At 37.0% G+C, this 15,636-nt stretch carries 15 protein-coding genes; 3 read left to right on the top strand and 12 right to left on the bottom strand.

Going from position 1 to position 15,636, the window contains the following annotated elements; all coding sequences use genetic code 11:
• Positions 1-739 precede the first annotated feature (739 nt).
• Positions 740-1,801: a zinc ribbon domain-containing protein gene (locus HFC68_RS07430; protein WP_011672988.1), complete on the bottom strand. Its 1,062-nt coding sequence runs from the start codon at positions 1,799-1,801 to the stop codon at positions 740-742.
• 224 nt (positions 1,802-2,025) lie between these two features.
• A complete protein-coding gene (locus HFC68_RS07435) occupies positions 2,026-3,006 on the bottom strand; it encodes a ribose-phosphate diphosphokinase (protein ID WP_002832723.1) in 981 nt (326 codons plus the stop codon).
• A 356-nt stretch (positions 3,007-3,362) separates the two neighbouring features.
• Between HFC68_RS07435 and HFC68_RS07440 the strand changes: the two genes are divergently transcribed.
• On the top strand, positions 3,363-3,935 hold the full coding sequence (locus HFC68_RS07440) for a TIGR00730 family Rossman fold protein (RefSeq protein ID WP_011672987.1): 573 nt from the start codon (positions 3,363-3,365) through the stop codon (positions 3,933-3,935).
• Between the two features lie 104 nt (positions 3,936-4,039).
• On the opposite strand, the gene glmU is transcribed toward HFC68_RS07440, so the two are convergent.
• From glmU to HFC68_RS07465, 5 genes are all read right to left on the bottom strand, one after another.
• Positions 4,040-5,443, bottom strand: a complete 1,404-nt coding sequence (glmU, locus tag HFC68_RS07445) for a bifunctional UDP-N-acetylglucosamine diphosphorylase/glucosamine-1-phosphate N-acetyltransferase GlmU (RefSeq protein ID WP_011672986.1) — start codon at positions 5,441-5,443, stop codon at positions 4,040-4,042.
• A gap of 5 nt (positions 5,444-5,448) precedes the next feature.
• Entirely contained in the window at positions 5,449-6,285 is an 837-nt protein-coding gene (gene purR / locus HFC68_RS07450; protein ID WP_011672985.1) for a pur operon repressor, read from the bottom strand.
• A 155-nt stretch (positions 6,286-6,440) separates the two neighbouring features.
• Entirely contained in the window at positions 6,441-7,229 is a 789-nt protein-coding gene (locus tag HFC68_RS07455; protein ID WP_002832719.1) for a metal ABC transporter permease, read from the bottom strand.
• Positions 7,222-7,902, bottom strand: a complete 681-nt coding sequence (locus HFC68_RS07460) for a metal ABC transporter ATP-binding protein (RefSeq protein ID WP_002832718.1) — start codon at positions 7,900-7,902, stop codon at positions 7,222-7,224. The genes HFC68_RS07455 and HFC68_RS07460 overlap by 8 nt, the downstream gene beginning before the upstream one ends.
• Positions 7,902-8,789: a metal ABC transporter solute-binding protein, Zn/Mn family gene (locus HFC68_RS07465; RefSeq protein ID WP_011672984.1), complete on the bottom strand. Its 888-nt coding sequence runs from the start codon at positions 8,787-8,789 to the stop codon at positions 7,902-7,904. Before HFC68_RS07465 ends, HFC68_RS07460 begins: the two co-directional genes overlap by 1 nt.
• Before the next feature lie 142 nt (positions 8,790-8,931).
• Between HFC68_RS07465 and eis the strand changes: the two genes are divergently transcribed.
• Positions 8,932-10,104: an enhanced intracellular survival protein Eis gene (gene eis / locus HFC68_RS07470; RefSeq protein ID WP_011672983.1), complete on the top strand. Its 1,173-nt coding sequence runs from the start codon at positions 8,932-8,934 to the stop codon at positions 10,102-10,104.
• Between the two features lie 123 nt (positions 10,105-10,227).
• On the top strand, positions 10,228-10,812 hold the full coding sequence (locus tag HFC68_RS07475; protein ID WP_011672982.1) for a uracil-DNA glycosylase family protein: 585 nt from the start codon (positions 10,228-10,230) through the stop codon (positions 10,810-10,812).
• 43 nt (positions 10,813-10,855) lie between these two features.
• On the opposite strand, the gene HFC68_RS07480 is transcribed toward HFC68_RS07475, so the two are convergent.
• From HFC68_RS07480 to HFC68_RS07500, 5 genes are all read right to left on the bottom strand, one after another.
• A complete protein-coding gene (locus HFC68_RS07480; RefSeq protein WP_011672981.1) occupies positions 10,856-11,635 on the bottom strand; it encodes a (S)-acetoin forming diacetyl reductase in 780 nt (259 codons plus the stop codon).
• Positions 11,636-11,666: 31 nt separating this feature from the next.
• Complete coding sequence (locus HFC68_RS07485; RefSeq protein WP_011672980.1) at positions 11,667-13,007, bottom strand: FAD-dependent oxidoreductase; 1,341 nt, start codon at positions 13,005-13,007, stop codon at positions 11,667-11,669.
• Between the two features lie 130 nt (positions 13,008-13,137).
• Positions 13,138-13,893 carry a MurR/RpiR family transcriptional regulator gene (locus tag HFC68_RS07490; RefSeq protein ID WP_011672979.1) on the bottom strand — a complete coding sequence of 252 codons (756 nt, stop codon included), beginning with the start codon at positions 13,891-13,893 and terminating at the stop codon, positions 13,138-13,140.
• Positions 13,894-13,935: 42 nt separating this feature from the next.
• Positions 13,936-15,381, bottom strand: a complete 1,446-nt coding sequence (locus HFC68_RS07495; RefSeq protein WP_011672978.1) for a 6-phospho-beta-glucosidase — start codon at positions 15,379-15,381, stop codon at positions 13,936-13,938.
• Positions 15,382-15,396: 15 nt separating this feature from the next.
• The coding region (locus tag HFC68_RS07500; protein ID WP_167399759.1) for a PTS lactose/cellobiose transporter subunit IIA at positions 15,397-15,636 on the bottom strand (240 nt) is incomplete at its 5' end.

Below are 15,636 nucleotides of genomic sequence, written 5' to 3' on the forward strand. Positions count from 1 at the left end.
TGTTTTTTTGACTTATTTGTTGCAAGCGCTTACAGAAGGTGTTAATATACTAAGTGAGGAAAGGAAAAGTTCCTTTCTAACAAAAACTTCTCAAGTGCCTCGGTTCTTAGGCTGTCAGAATCTAGTGAAGGGGCAAATCAGAGTAACTATTGCAAATCGTTTCCATCATGGGTGTACGATGTAAGGTTTTGATGTTTAAAAGCATCGATGTTTTAAAGTGATTACACGCGATGGTTTCGTTGGTAGTTGCGACAGCCAGCTTCTTTAAATGTATGAAGTGTAATGTTCGAAAATTTCTACGTCATTTAAACATTGAATCAAGTAGGTGTGTCCGATGACATGAGTAAGTTGTCTAAATGAAGACAAGATTAATTAGTATCAAAAAAAATTAGTTCAATGGAGGTCTATCGTTTCGAAGAATATCTTAATGAAACTCCAAGACCGTCTATTTCACCGTTAGCCTGAAACAGTGTATACCTCATCAGATTTAGAGTTTGATTGAACGATACAACAGCAGACGTTATCAACAGAAGCTCAGGTAGGTTAGAAGCACGACGGCTGAACAATTTAATACGTTTTTGTAAAGTTGAAGGTGTAAAGATCGTAAATTTTTCCAATAAAGAGATTGTCGTTAGATTGGGACATCTTTCCTCATAAAGGGATTCTAGTGTGAGAAGTCTAGAATCCTATTTTTGTGCTCTCAAATAAAAAACAGGAAGCTCAATCGCTTCCTGCAATATTATTGTTCCACTTTTCTTCGTTTACGCCCTCTTCCAAAGGCTAATATTAAAATAGTAATCCCTACTGCTAAATAACCACTCCACCCCAGATGGACGTTATTAAACATTCCTGGAAATCCTGACGTTTCTGCCTCATTTTTATAAATAATATAGAAAGTATACCCATAAGCAATTAGATTAACCCAACTACCAATTTTAACAATCCATTGCGATCTAAACCACGCACCTAAAATAATTAATACGGGGCCTATTAGTAACGCAAGCAATACCTTTTGTTGCCCTAAAGTTTTTAGGATGCTCAATAATGTAGTTGGAGTGCTATATCCCGCTACTACGGCAGAAGCAAACGGTCCAATATAAGTAGAAATGATTAGCAATATCGCACCAGCGATTAAAAGTTTACTACGAAGTGGATGTCCCACCTTTTTAGGTTTGGGTTTCACTTCCGCTTGAGCTGAAGTCGCTGGATCAGTAACCATCGTTTCTGATTCTAAAACATCCTCGGGAACTTCAAAGTCTTCTGCTTCTATGTCGGAGTCACTTCTAGCCTCAGCTTCTTTACGATCTTTTTTGTTTTTAAGACCTTGAATCCAATTAGCAATCCCATTTTTAGCTTTCTTTATTCCCATTCGCAACTTTAATTCCGCCTGATTATCAGTTGGACCAGCCTTTAAAGCATAAAGATAACCACACAAAATAATCAGAACTAATAAACCAATTCCTACAATTCTATTGAGCCATACTAAGACTACTAGAGCAATCACAATCGGTAAAAGTGAAACTAACGGATTATGTTTCACCCAAAAAATAAAATTCTTAATTTGCGACCACCACTCAGAATCGGTATGGGATTGAGTACGTGAGTGACTATTGGTTTCAGCTTCTTCAGTTTGAGGTTCTTCTTCAATTTCTTCCGCTTCTTCACTGCGTTGTTTGTACATTTCTGCCCGCGTTAATGTTGAAGGCCCATTTTTTGCTTCATTTTCAAGCATCACCCCGCAATTAGGACAAAAATTGGCTTTTTTAGGCAATTCTTCGCCACAATTCAAACAATATTTCATTATCCATTCCTCATTTAAGTCTAGTTAAAATTCTTTATTTTCTACTTTAAAACATTTTTCCACCCGCTTCAAAGTAACCATAGATTTTTAGCTATTTAATAGCAATTCTTTATACTTTTTAAACATTTCTATTAAAATTTAATTCTTTTACTACCAAAAAAGACCTCGAAAATAGATTTCGAGATCTTTTAATGATCACTAATAAAAATTAGCGATATCTAAAACTATTCTTTTTCAATACTAAAACGGTTGTTGAATAGCGGACTAACAGGCTTGTTTTCATGAATCAAGCGAATTGCTTCACCAATCAATGGACCAACCGAAATGCTAGTAATTTTGTCAATCTTCTTCTCTTCTGGAAGTTGGATAGAATCCGTTACAATTAATTCCTTAATTGGAGAATTTTGGATTCTTTCAATAGCTGGACCTGAAAGAACAGGATGTGTACAACTTGCGTATACTTCTGTAGCTCCAGCATCCATCAAAGCTTGAGCTCCAAGTGTAATGGTTCCAGCTGTATCAATCATATCATCAATCATGATACAACGTTTGCCCTTAACTTCACCAATGATATTCATAACTTCAGCAACATTGGCGCGTGGGCGACGTTTATCAATAATAGCGATTGGTGCTTTTAAGAACTCAGCTAACTTACGAGCACGAGTAACACCACCATGATCAGGTGATACAACTACAGTATCCTGATCAAGACCACGTTCGATGAAATGGTCTGCTAATAGTGGGGCACCCATCAAATGATCTAGAGGAATATCGAAGAAACCTTGGATTTGTGCTGCGTGAAGATCCAATGCAATAATGCGTGTTGCACCTGCACGTTCAATCATGTTTGCAACTAATTTAGCTGTAATTGGTTCACGTGAACGCGCCTTACGATCTTGGCGAGCATAACCATAATAAGGGATCACAATGTTGATAGTCTTAGCACTAGCACGCTTTAGAGCATCAATCATGATCAACATTTCCATCAAATTATCATTAACTGGAGCAGATGTGGACTGAACAATATATACTTCGTCTCCACGAATACTCTCTTCAATATTAATTCTAATCTCACCGTCTCGGAATCGGTCCACCGACGTTTTCCCGAGTTCTACACCAACTGCCTTAGCAATTTTTTCTGCTAAGGGCTTGTTCGAATTCAAAGCAAAAATTTTAAGCTTTGGATCGGAATAATGTTCAGACATGTTTGCCTCCAAAAGATTATAAAATATTAAGTTTATTCAGTTTTTCCATATAATATCATAATTCATTTTGCCCCCTAAAAGCAAGTTACTTACGGTTGGTTTCCCCGTTTTTGTGTTATAAAATTGCTTATTTTAAAGGAAATACAACCGTCGATGTCAACTCAGACTATATTTATTGATTTAAGTTAACGAATATTATGCTTTTATTGTTCTTAGCAACTGTTTTAACTAAAACACATTCAAATTATAATTTTGTTCCTTCAAATATTCTTACGCACATTAATAAATACCATATATTGACATTCAAATACGACACCCACTATAATTAGTGTCTTGATGTTATTGGAGGGATAGAATTGAAAATTACAGTATTTTGTGGTGTACGTTTTGGGAACCAAAAAAATTATGGTGAAACAGCTCGATTAATCGGCAATGAACTTGCCAAAAGAAAGATTGAACTAGTCTATGGTGGTTCTACATCTGGAACGATGGGAGCTATTAGTCAAGCCGTACTTGAAAATGGAGGAAAAGTGACCGGTATTTATCCTGAGGGGCTATTTGAAGATGAACTTCCTCGAAAAAATACCACGTCCTTTATTCAAACGACTACTATGGCTCAGCGTAAGGAGCTATTAATTAACAGTGGCGATGCCTTTTTAATTCTTCCTGGAGGATTAGGAACTTTAGAGGAACTAAGCCAGCTATTATCAAATATGGCGCTTGGTATCATCCCTCAAAGAAAAATTGGCATTCTAAATATTAATGGTTTTTATGATAACTTGATTCAACTATTAAATAATTTTATTGATGCTAAATTCATGGATGCATTACGTAAGGATGATTTACTGATTAGTGCTGATTACCAAGTCTTGCTGGAAGAATTGACAGCCTCAGAAAGTAAATCGACTAAACAAGAACTTAGTGCATAATCTAAATTTAAATACCAAAAAAAGGATTGCCATGATAGCCACCCTAAAAGTTAGAATTTAGTCTAACTCTTAGCGGTCACTATCACTATAGCAATCCTTTTTTATTATTTATTATTTTCTTCTTCCGCTTTTAATGCCGCATCGTAAACTGGAAGCTTTTTAAAGTAGCCTTCTTTATTAACTTGGCGTCCGCGGGCAATACCCATTTCAAACTTATTAACGTCGTTCGTAATGGTTGAGCCAGCAGCTACATAACTGTGATCAGCGATGGTAACTGGAGCAACAATGTTAGAATTACTTCCAATGAAGGCATAATCTCCAACTGTTGAGTGATGTTTATTCATACCATCGTAATTAACAAATACCACTCCGCAACCAATGTTAATATCCGTACCAAGATCTGCATCTCCAACGTAACTCAAATGCCCCATTTTAGTCCGTGCACCTAACTTAGCGTTCTTAACTTCACAATAGTTACCAACATGTGCAAATTCACCAATCTCAGCTTGAGGGCGTAAATGACTGTGTGGACCAATGTTACTATCATCATGCATGATGGCACTTTCAATTTGTGATGAAGTTACCGTTACACGATTTCCAATTGTTGAATCAACAATCTTCGAATGCGCTCCAATCACTGAACTAGAACCAATCTTAGTATTACCTTGTATTTGAACACCCGGTTCAATGATGGTATCTGGACCGATTTCTACTCCATAATCAATGTAGGTATTTTCGGGGTCAATGATTGTAACACCATTAACCATATGTTCTTCGTTAATTCGGCGTTGCATAACCTTAGTAGCTTTAGAAAGTGCTAAACGATCGTTAACTCCCATTGATTCTGAGAAATCAGCCATTTCATAAGCGGCAACAATTTCGCCAGCATCTTTCATGATACCGATTACGTCTGGAAGATAGTATTCACCTTGAGCATTATCGTTTTTCACTTGATGAAGTGCCGCAAAAAGCTTTTGGTTATCGAAACAATATACACCGGTATTAATTTCCTTAATTTCTGCTTCTTCAGTGGTAGCATCTTTCTGTTCTACAATTTTAGAAACAACGCCAACCTCATTACGGACAATTCGTCCATATGAGAATGGATTTTCAGTACGCGCGGTTAAAATTGTAGCAGCCGCTCCTTTTTGACGGTGATATTCAAAAAGATTTTCAAAAGTTTTAGCTGTAAATAAAGGTGTATCACCACTAACGATCATGGTCATTCCATCTTTATCACCTAAAATTTTTTCAGCTTGTAAAACGGCATGTCCCGTACCCAATTGTTGTTCTTGAATTGCATATTCTGTACGATCACCTAAAAGTTCACGAACCTTTTCTGCCCCATGCCCAACAATGGTAACAATATGATCCATATTCGTTTTTTCAACTTGAGTTAGCATATGATCCACCATGGCTTTTCCACAAACTTGATGCAAAACTTTATATAGTTTTGATTTCATTCGAGTACCTTGACCTGCAGCTAAAATGATTGTATTTTTTTCCATTATTACTAGCGCTCCTCAATATCCTTAAAGTTTCTTTCAAAATAATTTCCGGCCTTAATTTGGACCTGTCCATCTTGAGATGTATCGACATTTAACAAGGAAGTAAAGTCTTCAATCGCACGTTGTCCCTTGTATGTACCTTCCGCGAAGACGGCAATGCCGGTTAATTCAGCTTCAAATTCTTTCAGTAAATCAACCATGGCATGAACCGTGCCGCCACCCTTCATGTAATCATCCACGATTAAAACTTTCATTCCTCGCTGTAAACTACGTTTAGACAATTCCATTTTTTGGATACGTTCTGATGAACGTGAAACGTAGTTAACTGAAATAGTCGAACCTTCGGTAATCACGGATTCATGACGCACAATAATAAATGGAACATTTAAATAGTTCGCAACCGCTTGAGCTAGTGGAATCCCTTTAGTTTCCACAGTCATAACTGCATCAACATCAGAACGCATATATTCGCTAGCTAACATTCGGCCAATGGCCCGTAAGGTACTGGGATGGCCTAACAAATCAGACATGTAAAGATACCCACCAGGTAGTTTACGACTTGGATCCGCTAGTTGTTCAGTTAACTCATCAACAACTTTGTGAGCCTCCTCTGATCCAATTCCCGGAAGATATTTAATACCACCAGCAGCCCCATTAGTAATTTCAATGGTTCCTAGTTGTTGTTTTTCTAAAGTTGATTTCATAATGGATAAATCTTCGCTAATAGAAGATTTAGCGGATGAATATCTTGTAACAAAAAATCCAGAAGTTATGAGCGTTCTTGGATGATTGATTAAATAGTTCGTCATATCAATCAATCGTTCACTTCGCTTCAATTTCATTGGTTTCACTCCACTCTTCTTTTGCGTATTATTCGCAAAAAATTACTTACTTTTTACTTACCAATGAATATAATATCATAGTTCATTAATAATGTTCGGATTTAGACCAAAAATATAATAAAAAGACTGAATCGTTTAGGATTCAGTCTTTTTAATTAATTATCTTTTTTTATAATCATCGAACCAAAATAGATTACACATTCAATTAGCGCAATAAAGAAGCTGACTGGCCAATTAGTTACATAGCCTAAATATAAACCTAACCAGACTCCAATTAAAGCGGCACTAATCGCAAAGAGCATCATTCCACTTACCGTTTTGGCAACAATCTTAGCCGCAGCTGCCGGCAAGGTTAGCAGTACAAAAATTAGCAATGAGCCCACAATTTGGGCTGCTGTACTAACACTGAGCGCTAATACCACTAAAAATAAAATTGAAACAAAATTGGTATGAATTCCCTTGACTGAAGCTCCGATATGATCAAAGGAATCATATTTTAAGGGCCGGTATAAAAATAAAATAAATACTAATGAAATGATTGTTAACAACAGTACCTGATTAACTTCATCTCGCCCAATTCCAATTACACTACCAAACAAAATATTTGTAGCATAGCTAACATTTTTATTGGAAATCGATAAGAATAAAATTCCTAATCCTAAAAATAAACTTGAAACTGCCGAAATTGCAGATTCTCGTTTGGAAGCTTGTACACTCATTTTACCGATTAAAATCGAACTAACGATTGTAAATAATAGCATGCCGGATAAGGCTTGCCATCCCATAAAAATACCAAAAGCAGCTCCAGAAAAACCAATCTCAGATAACATGTGTGATAAAAATGACATGTTACGTCCTACAACATACACACCCATAATTCCACAAATAATGGCAATGAAGGTCCCTGCAATGTAGGCATTTTGCATAAACTCAAAACTAAACATCTAGCAAGTCCTCCTCATTTTTAATATCAGCTACTTCTCCCAATGCGTAGTGATCTTCTTTTAGCATCAAATAACGATTGGAGTAGCGTTGCATTAAATCAAAATCATGCGTAACGGAAATTACGGTTAAATCATGCTGTTGATTAAAGTGTTGGACTAAATTAAATAGTTCATATTTACGAACTGTATCTAAACTAGCTGTTGATTCATCTAAAATCAATAAATCTGGATTATCCACTAAGGCTTGTGCCAAATAGGCTTTCTGTTTTTGTCCACCCGAAGCTCGTCCAATTCTAGTATTTTGAATATCAACTAAATCAGTTTCTTCAAGAATTTCATCGAGTTGCGTTCGTTCCATTTTGGATAGCCACGGCATTTTTCCGTTTTGTAAATTTAAGGCTACGAAATCTCGAATAGATAAGGGATAATCTCGTTCAATATTCCTAAATTGAGGCACATAGCCTACCTTCGTCCCTTTACGAAATTTGATGCTACCACTCGTAGGCTTAACTTGATTCAGTAGTGCGCGAATCAAAGTCGTCTTTCCGACCCCATTTTCGCCGATAATGCTTAGAAAGTCACGACGATCTACATCAAAACTCAAATTATTAAATAATTTTTGCCCTGGAAAATCCATTGCTAATTTTTGAACCTGAACAAGCGTTTCAGTCATTAATTTTTACCCTCTTGTATTTTACTAATTTGGTTTAACTGTGAAAGCATCCACGTTTGATAATTTTTTCCCTTCGGCATCGTCTCTGTGACGTTCACGATTGGAGTATCGTTTTTCTTAGCTAGCTTTAGAAGCTCATCGATTACTTTATTACCAGTTTGTTGATTATTTACAATAAATTCAATCCGTTTTTGTTTTACATCTTTTTGTAATTTTTCCACCATTTTAGGCGATGGATCTGTTTCATTTTCAATTGCTAAAGCGAAAGCTCGGTCGCTAACTTTATATCCGAGCTCATCCAGCGTGTAATCATATACTGGCTCTGTAACTGCTACTTTTTTGCCAGTACTTTCTGCTCTAATTTGATCAATCTTTTGTTGGATTGGTTGAAGTGATTCAACATATTTCTTAGCATTTTCGGTAAATTCTTTTTGATGTTTTGGATCCTTTTTCCCTAATTCCTTAGCTAAATGGTTAGCTAAGGTTTTCATTGTTGATAATTTATACCACAAATGTGGGTTATCACCATCAACTTTACCCGTGAGTTTCCCCATATTTAAAACCTTAAGCTGCTTTTTTTGAGGAGTGATTTTTTGAACCCAAGTATCTGTTCCTACTCCATTTTCAACTACAATATCCGCGTCGGTCATTAATTTAGCCGTCTTAGTTGTCGGCTCAAAATCATGGGGATCGACTGCTGGATTATCAATAATGTTGGTAACCTGCACTCGATTTCCGCCAACCTTTTTAGCCACTTCTCCATAAAAGTTAAGTGTACTAATCACTTCTACTTTGCCACTGGACTTACTTTTAGGTCCAGCACATCCCGCAACAAAAATAGTGCTAAACAATAACATTGACACTAACCAAATTATTTTTTTTCGCATTTCTTTCTCCTAAAGAGTAATAATTACTATTTACAATATTCAATTATAACAAAAAAATTTTAATATGGGACGTCTAATTTTAAGATAACGTTTTCAAAAATGGTATAATGATAGTATTAATCACGTTTTGGGGGAACTAGTAATGAGTAATTTTATTCTCGATCAACAATACCAAGAAGAAATTTATCAACTATATCTATATGCATTTAATGCGCAAGATAGCGCTAACCGTCGCGATTTCTGGAATCGTCGTTTCCAACACGCTATTCCCTATGGAATCTCCGTTGACGGTCAAATTGAAACTAGTATTTTAAGTATTCCTTTTGAAACAAATTTTTTTGGAACCAATTTTAAAATGAACGGTATTAGCGATGTGATGAGCGCTCCCGAAGCATCTGGTAAAGGGGGCGCGAGCCAATTGATGAAAGCTGCTTTACAGGATATGTATGACAACCAGGTAACTTTGTCCTACCTCGCACCATTTGCTTTCAGTTACTATCGACGCTTTGGCTATGAACAAGTTTTTGACCATGTTACCTACACTATGGCTAGCGATAAATTACCACGTATTTCAAAAAATACCGAAAACGTCCAAGTTAAACGCCTTGACTTTAGTTCAAATACTGATTTACTAAAATCAATCTATCAACAGTCTCCACTAGCTCAACGGGGAGGTTTAAACCGAGCCGATTGGTGGTGGGATTATCTACCTAAAAAATTTGCTAATCGCCAACTGGCCGTAGCTTTTGAACATCAACAACCTACTGGTTATGTCATCTACGAACGTACCGCTAGCGAATTTATCATTTACGAAGTTGCTAACACCGATATTGAAAGTCGCCAAGCACTTTGGAAATTCGTCACCAAGCATGGAACTACTGCCGAAAACTTTATCTATCAAAGCCCTGTCGCTGATATCGATTTTGATCTAGTCGACGAACCTTATAGCGTGACAACTACCGTCCAGCCTTATATGATGGCCCGAATTGTTAATTTGCAAGACTTCTTAGAAAAGTATCCTACATCAACTCCAGCTAAGTTCACCCTGGATGTTATTGATGATGTCCTTTCTGAAAATAATGGACATTGGACTTTTGAATTTGACGGAAAAGTACGTTCGGTTCAAAAATCAAACGTACCATTAGATACTCATACCGCGATTACAATCCAACAATTAACTAAAATTCTTTTTGGATATCGCTCAGCAGCATCCTTGGTAGAACATGGAAAAATCGTCGGTTGGACATCAGATAACGTAAAAAACTTAGATGCCATCACCGTACCTCAGAAACCTATTTTGGCAGATTATTTCTAATTATTGCTAAAACTATTACTTCAAAAAAACAAACATCTATATTTAATGATGTTTGTTTTTTACTATCTCAGTGCCATTTAGTGTTACCATAATTTGTAAATAGTTTTAAAGGAAGGATTAACGATGGACTACAACATGCCTTTTTTCGAAGAAATCATGCAAGATCCTCAAAATGCAATTTATACTGCTAAAGGATGGCATCCAATTTATAGTATTAATCCCCAAGCAAAAATTTTAATTGTGGGACAAGCCCCCGGAAAAAAAGTCCAAGATACGGAAATTATGTGGAACGACCAAAGTGGTGATCGTTTACGCGCTTGGATGGGAATTTCACGGGATACTTTTTATAATTCTGGTGATATTGCGGTAATTCCAATGGATTTCTATTATCCTGGTAAAGCTAAAAGTGGCGACGTTCCGCCTCGTAAAGAAGTTGCTGAAAAATGGCATCAAAAAATGCTGGATATTATGCCTAACATCCAGCTTACTCTGTTAATCGGATCCTATGCGCAAAAACATTATTTAAATGTTCCTCGCTCTACCACTACAACTAATCTGGTGCAAAATTATCGTAACTTTCTTCCCGAATACTTTCCTTTGGTGCATCCTTCACCTCGTAACAACATTTGGCTGGCTAAAAATCCTTGGTTCGAGCAGGAAGTTGTGCCTGAATTACAAAAAATCGTTCAAAATATCCTTAAAAAATAAAAAACTTTCGAAACAGTTCCCCTGTTTCAAAAGTTTTTTTATTTTAATGAAATTGCATTCCACCATCTACAATAATTGTTTGTCCAGTTACATAATTTGAATCTGGTCCTGCTAAGAATGATACTGCAGCTGCCACATCTTCTGGTTCTGACAAACGTTTTAAGGTAATGTCTTTAGCAAACTGTTGCATACCCCATTCGTCATCTTTACCAGCATTTTGTCCAACTTCATGTGCGATATCCATCATCATCGGAGTTCGTACAATTCCCGGTGCATAAGCATTAACTGTAATACCAAAATCCGCCAAATCACGTGCTGCTACTTGAGTAATTCCTCGGACAGCAAACTTAGTCCCTGAGTAAAGGGCCAAATTAGGGTTTCCAACAACTCCGGCTTGAGAAGTCGCATTGATGATTTTTCCACCATGTCCTAATTTCTTAAATGCTTCCGTTGCTGCTTGAATTCCCCAAAGTACTCCACCTACATTAACGTGATAAACTTTATCAAATTGTTCTGGTGTAATTGTATCAATTGGTGTGGTAGGTCCTAGGCCGGCATTATTGACCAACACATCAAGTCCACCTAGTTCCTGAATCGTAGTCCTAACGGCTTCAAACACATTATCACGTTCTGCTACATTAACCACGATTGGAAGAGCCCTTCCACCATTGCTATTAATTTTTTCAGCAACTTTGTTAGCAGTTTCAGTATTCATATCTGCCACTGCCACCGCAAATCCATCGTTAGCCAATCGGGTCGCAATTGCTGCCCCAATTCCTTGTCCTGCTCCCGTTACTAATGCAACTTTGGTTTTGTTTGCCATCATCCTTCGCCTCTTTGAACTATTTTATTATTTATTTTGCATCCGCTTGGGCCACCGCCGTCATTGCTAACGCATTAATATAATTTAACGGTTGGTCGTAGTTAGGTTGGAAGAACATATCAACCATGGATAAGTCATCAATCGTCATCTTATTTTGAATAGCTAATGAAATTACATTAGCTGATTGAGCACAGTCATATTCGCTATAGAATGATCCACCTAGAACCACTCGTGTTTCTGGGTCCCAAACTAACCGCATTAGGATTGGGGTCGTTGAAAGCATAAATTCGGGACGGTAGTCTTGTTCTAAGGTTACAGAGTCTACTTCTACACCCCGTGCTTTAGCCGCACCAACAGTTAATCCTGAACTTGCCATCGTCTTACCAAAGAGTGCTACTGCCGAGCTTGCTTGTGTACCAAGATATTTCATCGTTGGTTTTTCAATGTTATGTCCAATCAAAATTCCTTGACGAACTGCATTAGTTGCTAATGGAATGTAATCATCTTTTCCAGTTGGATTGTAATGAACAACGGATGAATCTCCTGCTGCAAAAATATCAAGGTTCGAAGTTTGCATGTACTCATTAGTAATAATTGCTCCGTTCTTCAACATATCCACTTTGCCCTTCAATAATTCTGTATGTGGGCGGAAACCAACGCAAAGTACAGCATAGTCGGCCGTGTAACTGCCTTTATCGGTTTTTACAGTAATCTGATCATCACCACTAAATCCTTGAACCATTTCGTTCATGGCCAATTTAACTCCGTGATCAGTGTAATCTTTAGCTACTCGATCAGAGATTTCAGGATCAAAATTCTTAGCTAAAACACTTGGTAATCCATCAATCAAGGTTACTTCGCGGCCAGTCAAGGCATATTGTTCAGCAAGTTCCGCTCCAATATAACCTGCACCAATTACAATTACTGAGTTAATGTCATCATCAATTCGTTTTAATTCCGCAGCATGAGCCCAATTTTTGCAAAGTTTAACTCGTTTATTATCGATTCCATCAATCGGAGGAATAATAGGTGCTGAACCAGTAGTTACCACCAATTTATCGTAAGTATCTGTTTTAATTTCACCGGTTTTTAAATCTTTTACTTCTAAAGTTTTATTATCGGGGTCGATACTAAGTACATCATGTTCCATATTCATAGTAGCACCCAACTTAGTTAGGGCCTCCGGTGATGAATAGAACATTTTATTAGGATCTGAAACGTGGTTACCTACCCAAAGGGCGATTCCACAAGATAAAAATGACAAATTATTATTACGTTCGTATACCGTTACTTCATAATCGGGGTGCTCAGTTAAAATTTGTTGCGCTGAGAAGGTACCTGCATGTGTACAACCTACAATTGCTATTTTCATAATTAACTAACCTCCTATTTGTCTATATCTAATTATTAAGCGCTTTCATTGCTTTGTCAACTTAACTCTGGTCCTTTAGAACAAAAAAATGAAACAATAATCGTCAAGTACCGATTATCGTTTCATTAATTTAAATTTCATGACTGATTTCAGGATGATAAACTAATTTACTAGTTTTTTCACCAAGTTGCTCTAGCAGGTAGACAACTGGGATTTGCGATGTAAAATTCAACGATCCTACTTTATTTTCGGGAATATCATAAGTTAAACTATAGTCCGCAATCTGCGCCAACGTTGAAGTACTATTAGCAGTAATTGCTACAATTTTTGCCCCATTTTGGCGATAATAATTGGCCTGCGTTAAAACACCTTCAGTTTCGCCAGAGACTGATAGTAAAATAATCAATGTTTTAGAATAGTCGCGTTCCGAGATGGGTTGAGGTTGGAAAGGATCGGTAATGGCCAATGTGAGCATCCCATAATTCGATAAAATTCGTGCTCCATATTGTGCCATACTACCACTTGATCCCATTCCAAAGAACAAACGGGTGTTGGATTGTGCAACCACGCGAGCAACTTCTTCCATTTTTTCGGTATATTCTGTTGTAGCAGTCTGTTTTAGAAATTGACCTATTGGACCTAAGTCTTGGCTCAATTCACTAGCAGGAGTTCGATCATTTCGATGGCGTAAAACATACTTAAAATCAGAAAAACCCTCAAATCCCATTTTCTTCAAAAATCTTAAAATGGTCGTAGAAGATACGTGACTCTGCGTGGATAAATCTCGAATAGTCATGGTTTTACACTCTTCTAGATGACTAGTTACGTATTTATACACAAACAATTCCAATTGATTCAACGTTTGAACTTTTTCATAACTAAACATCAACATCACCTCTTTAAAACTTGATTATTCTTAAACAACTTACTATAAATCTTCACCATTAGATGCAATTACTTGTTTGTACCAATCAAATGAATCCTTCTTCGAACGTTCTAGACTACCATTACCCTGGTCATCTTGATCAACATAGATAAATCCATAACGTTTAGCCATTTCTCCAGTACTTGCTGAAATTAAATCGATGCATCCCCATGGAGTATAACCAATTAAGTTGACCCCATCTAAGGCAACTGCTTTTTCCATCTCTAAAATATGATCGTGGAAATACTTGATGCGATAATCATCATGGACAGCACCATCGGCTTCTTTTTGGTCGTATGCTCCAAAACCATTTTCCACAATAAATTGAGGTTTGTGCCAACGATCTTGCATCCAATTCATCGAATAACGTAGACCAACAGGATCAATCTGCCAGCCCCAATCTGATTTTTGAACATAAGGATTGTCGACTAAATCACGTGCTTCTTTATAGGCATAGTCGGTATTTTCATCCGTAGATTTAGTTGTAAATGACATATAGTAACTAAATCCAATATAATCAACTGCACCCTTTTTCAAAATTTCTCGGTCATAATCACTAATTTCGACATGGATGTTTTGGCGTTCCCAATATTTAGGAAGCCAATTAGGGTATTCACCATTAGCTTGAACGTCTCCAAAGTAGTAACGCGTTTGCATAGCACGTTCAGCCATCATGATGTCTTCTGGCTTAGCAGTTAGTGGATAAATTGGACACATTGCAATCATTGCACCAATTTGATATTCCGAATCAATTTGATGGCCTAGTTCAACTACTTTAGCACTTGCAACCATTTCGTTATGAGCGGCTTGATACATCATTTCTTCCATTCCTGGTGTTCCAGCTTTAACCTTAATGGCTGAATCTTGAAGTAAATGATGAGGATTACTCCAATCAGTTTGATTATTAATCTCGTTGAAGGTCATCCAGTACTTAACTTTTCCCTTATAGCGTTTCATCACTGTTTCGGCAAAACGTACGAAAAAGTCAATCAATTTACGATTAGTCCAACCACCATATTCTTTTACTAAATGATATGGCATTTCGAAGTGTGACAAAGTAATGATGGGTTGAATATTGTATTTTAACAGTTCATCAAACATATCATCATAGAACTTTAAACCAGCTTCGTTAGGTTCGGTTTCATCTCCATTAGGAAAAATTCTAGTCCATGCAATCGAGGTACGGAAGCATTTGAAACCCATTTCGTTAAAAAGTTTAATATCTTCAGGATAACGATGATAAAAATCAATCCCCCAGTGATTTGGGTAAACTTCTCCATCTTTAATACCGTCCGTTACTTTTCGAGCAGTATCTTTGTTTCCAGCGGTCATCACGTCTGCAATGCTAACTCCCTTACCGCCTTCTTGCCATCCGCCTTCAAATTGATGAGCGGCTACTGCACCGCCCCACAAGAAATTTTCCGGCATCTTATAATGCTTTTCAGTCATGATTAAAACCTCACTTTATTTTTCGGCCATTTTTTTATATAAATCAACAATTTCTCCAGCTAAATCTCTAAAAGTAATGGCATTCATGATGTGGTCTTGTGAATGAACCGTTAGCAGTGAAACTTTAGCATGGTTTCCCTTAGCTTCTTCAGTTAACATCCCGGTTTGGACGTTATGAGCTTCAGTCAAAAAACCATCAGATTCTTTTAATTTTTCATCTGCTTTTTCAAAGTCTCCTGCTTTAGCAGCGTTGAT

Source organism: Pediococcus sp. EKM201D (assembly GCF_011800215.1).
GTDB lineage: Bacteria > Bacillota > Bacilli > Lactobacillales > Lactobacillaceae > Pediococcus > Pediococcus pentosaceus.

Coding starts and splice junctions, on each gene's coding strand:
- HFC68_RS07430 (WP_011672988.1), bottom strand. CDS start 1,801: ATGAAATATTGTTTGAATTGTGGCGAAGAATTGCCTAAAAAAGCCAAT.
- HFC68_RS07435 (WP_002832723.1), bottom strand. CDS start 3,006: ATGTCTGAACATTATTCCGATCCAAAGCTTAAAATTTTTGCTTTGAAT.
- glmU (WP_011672986.1), bottom strand. CDS start 5,443: ATGGAAAAAAATACAATCATTTTAGCTGCAGGTCAAGGTACTCGAATG.
- purR (WP_011672985.1), bottom strand. CDS start 6,285: ATGAAATTGAAGCGAAGTGAACGATTGATTGATATGACGAACTATTTA.
- HFC68_RS07455 (WP_002832719.1), bottom strand. CDS start 7,229: ATGTTTAGTTTTGAGTTTATGCAAAATGCCTACATTGCAGGGACCTTC.
- HFC68_RS07460 (WP_002832718.1), bottom strand. CDS start 7,902: ATGACTGAAACGCTTGTTCAGGTTCAAAAATTAGCAATGGATTTTCCA.
- HFC68_RS07465 (WP_011672984.1), bottom strand. CDS start 8,789: ATGCGAAAAAAAATAATTTGGTTAGTGTCAATGTTATTGTTTAGCACT.
- eis (WP_011672983.1), top strand. CDS start 8,932: ATGAGTAATTTTATTCTCGATCAACAATACCAAGAAGAAATTTATCAA.
- HFC68_RS07475 (WP_011672982.1), top strand. CDS start 10,228: ATGGACTACAACATGCCTTTTTTCGAAGAAATCATGCAAGATCCTCAA.
- HFC68_RS07480 (WP_011672981.1), bottom strand. CDS start 11,635: ATGGCAAACAAAACCAAAGTTGCATTAGTAACGGGAGCAGGACAAGGA.
- HFC68_RS07485 (WP_011672980.1), bottom strand. CDS start 13,007: ATGAAAATAGCAATTGTAGGTTGTACACATGCAGGTACCTTCTCAGCG.
- HFC68_RS07490 (WP_011672979.1), bottom strand. CDS start 13,893: ATGTTTAGTTATGAAAAAGTTCAAACGTTGAATCAATTGGAATTGTTT.
- HFC68_RS07495 (WP_011672978.1), bottom strand. CDS start 15,381: ATGACTGAAAAGCATTATAAGATGCCGGAAAATTTCTTGTGGGGCGGT.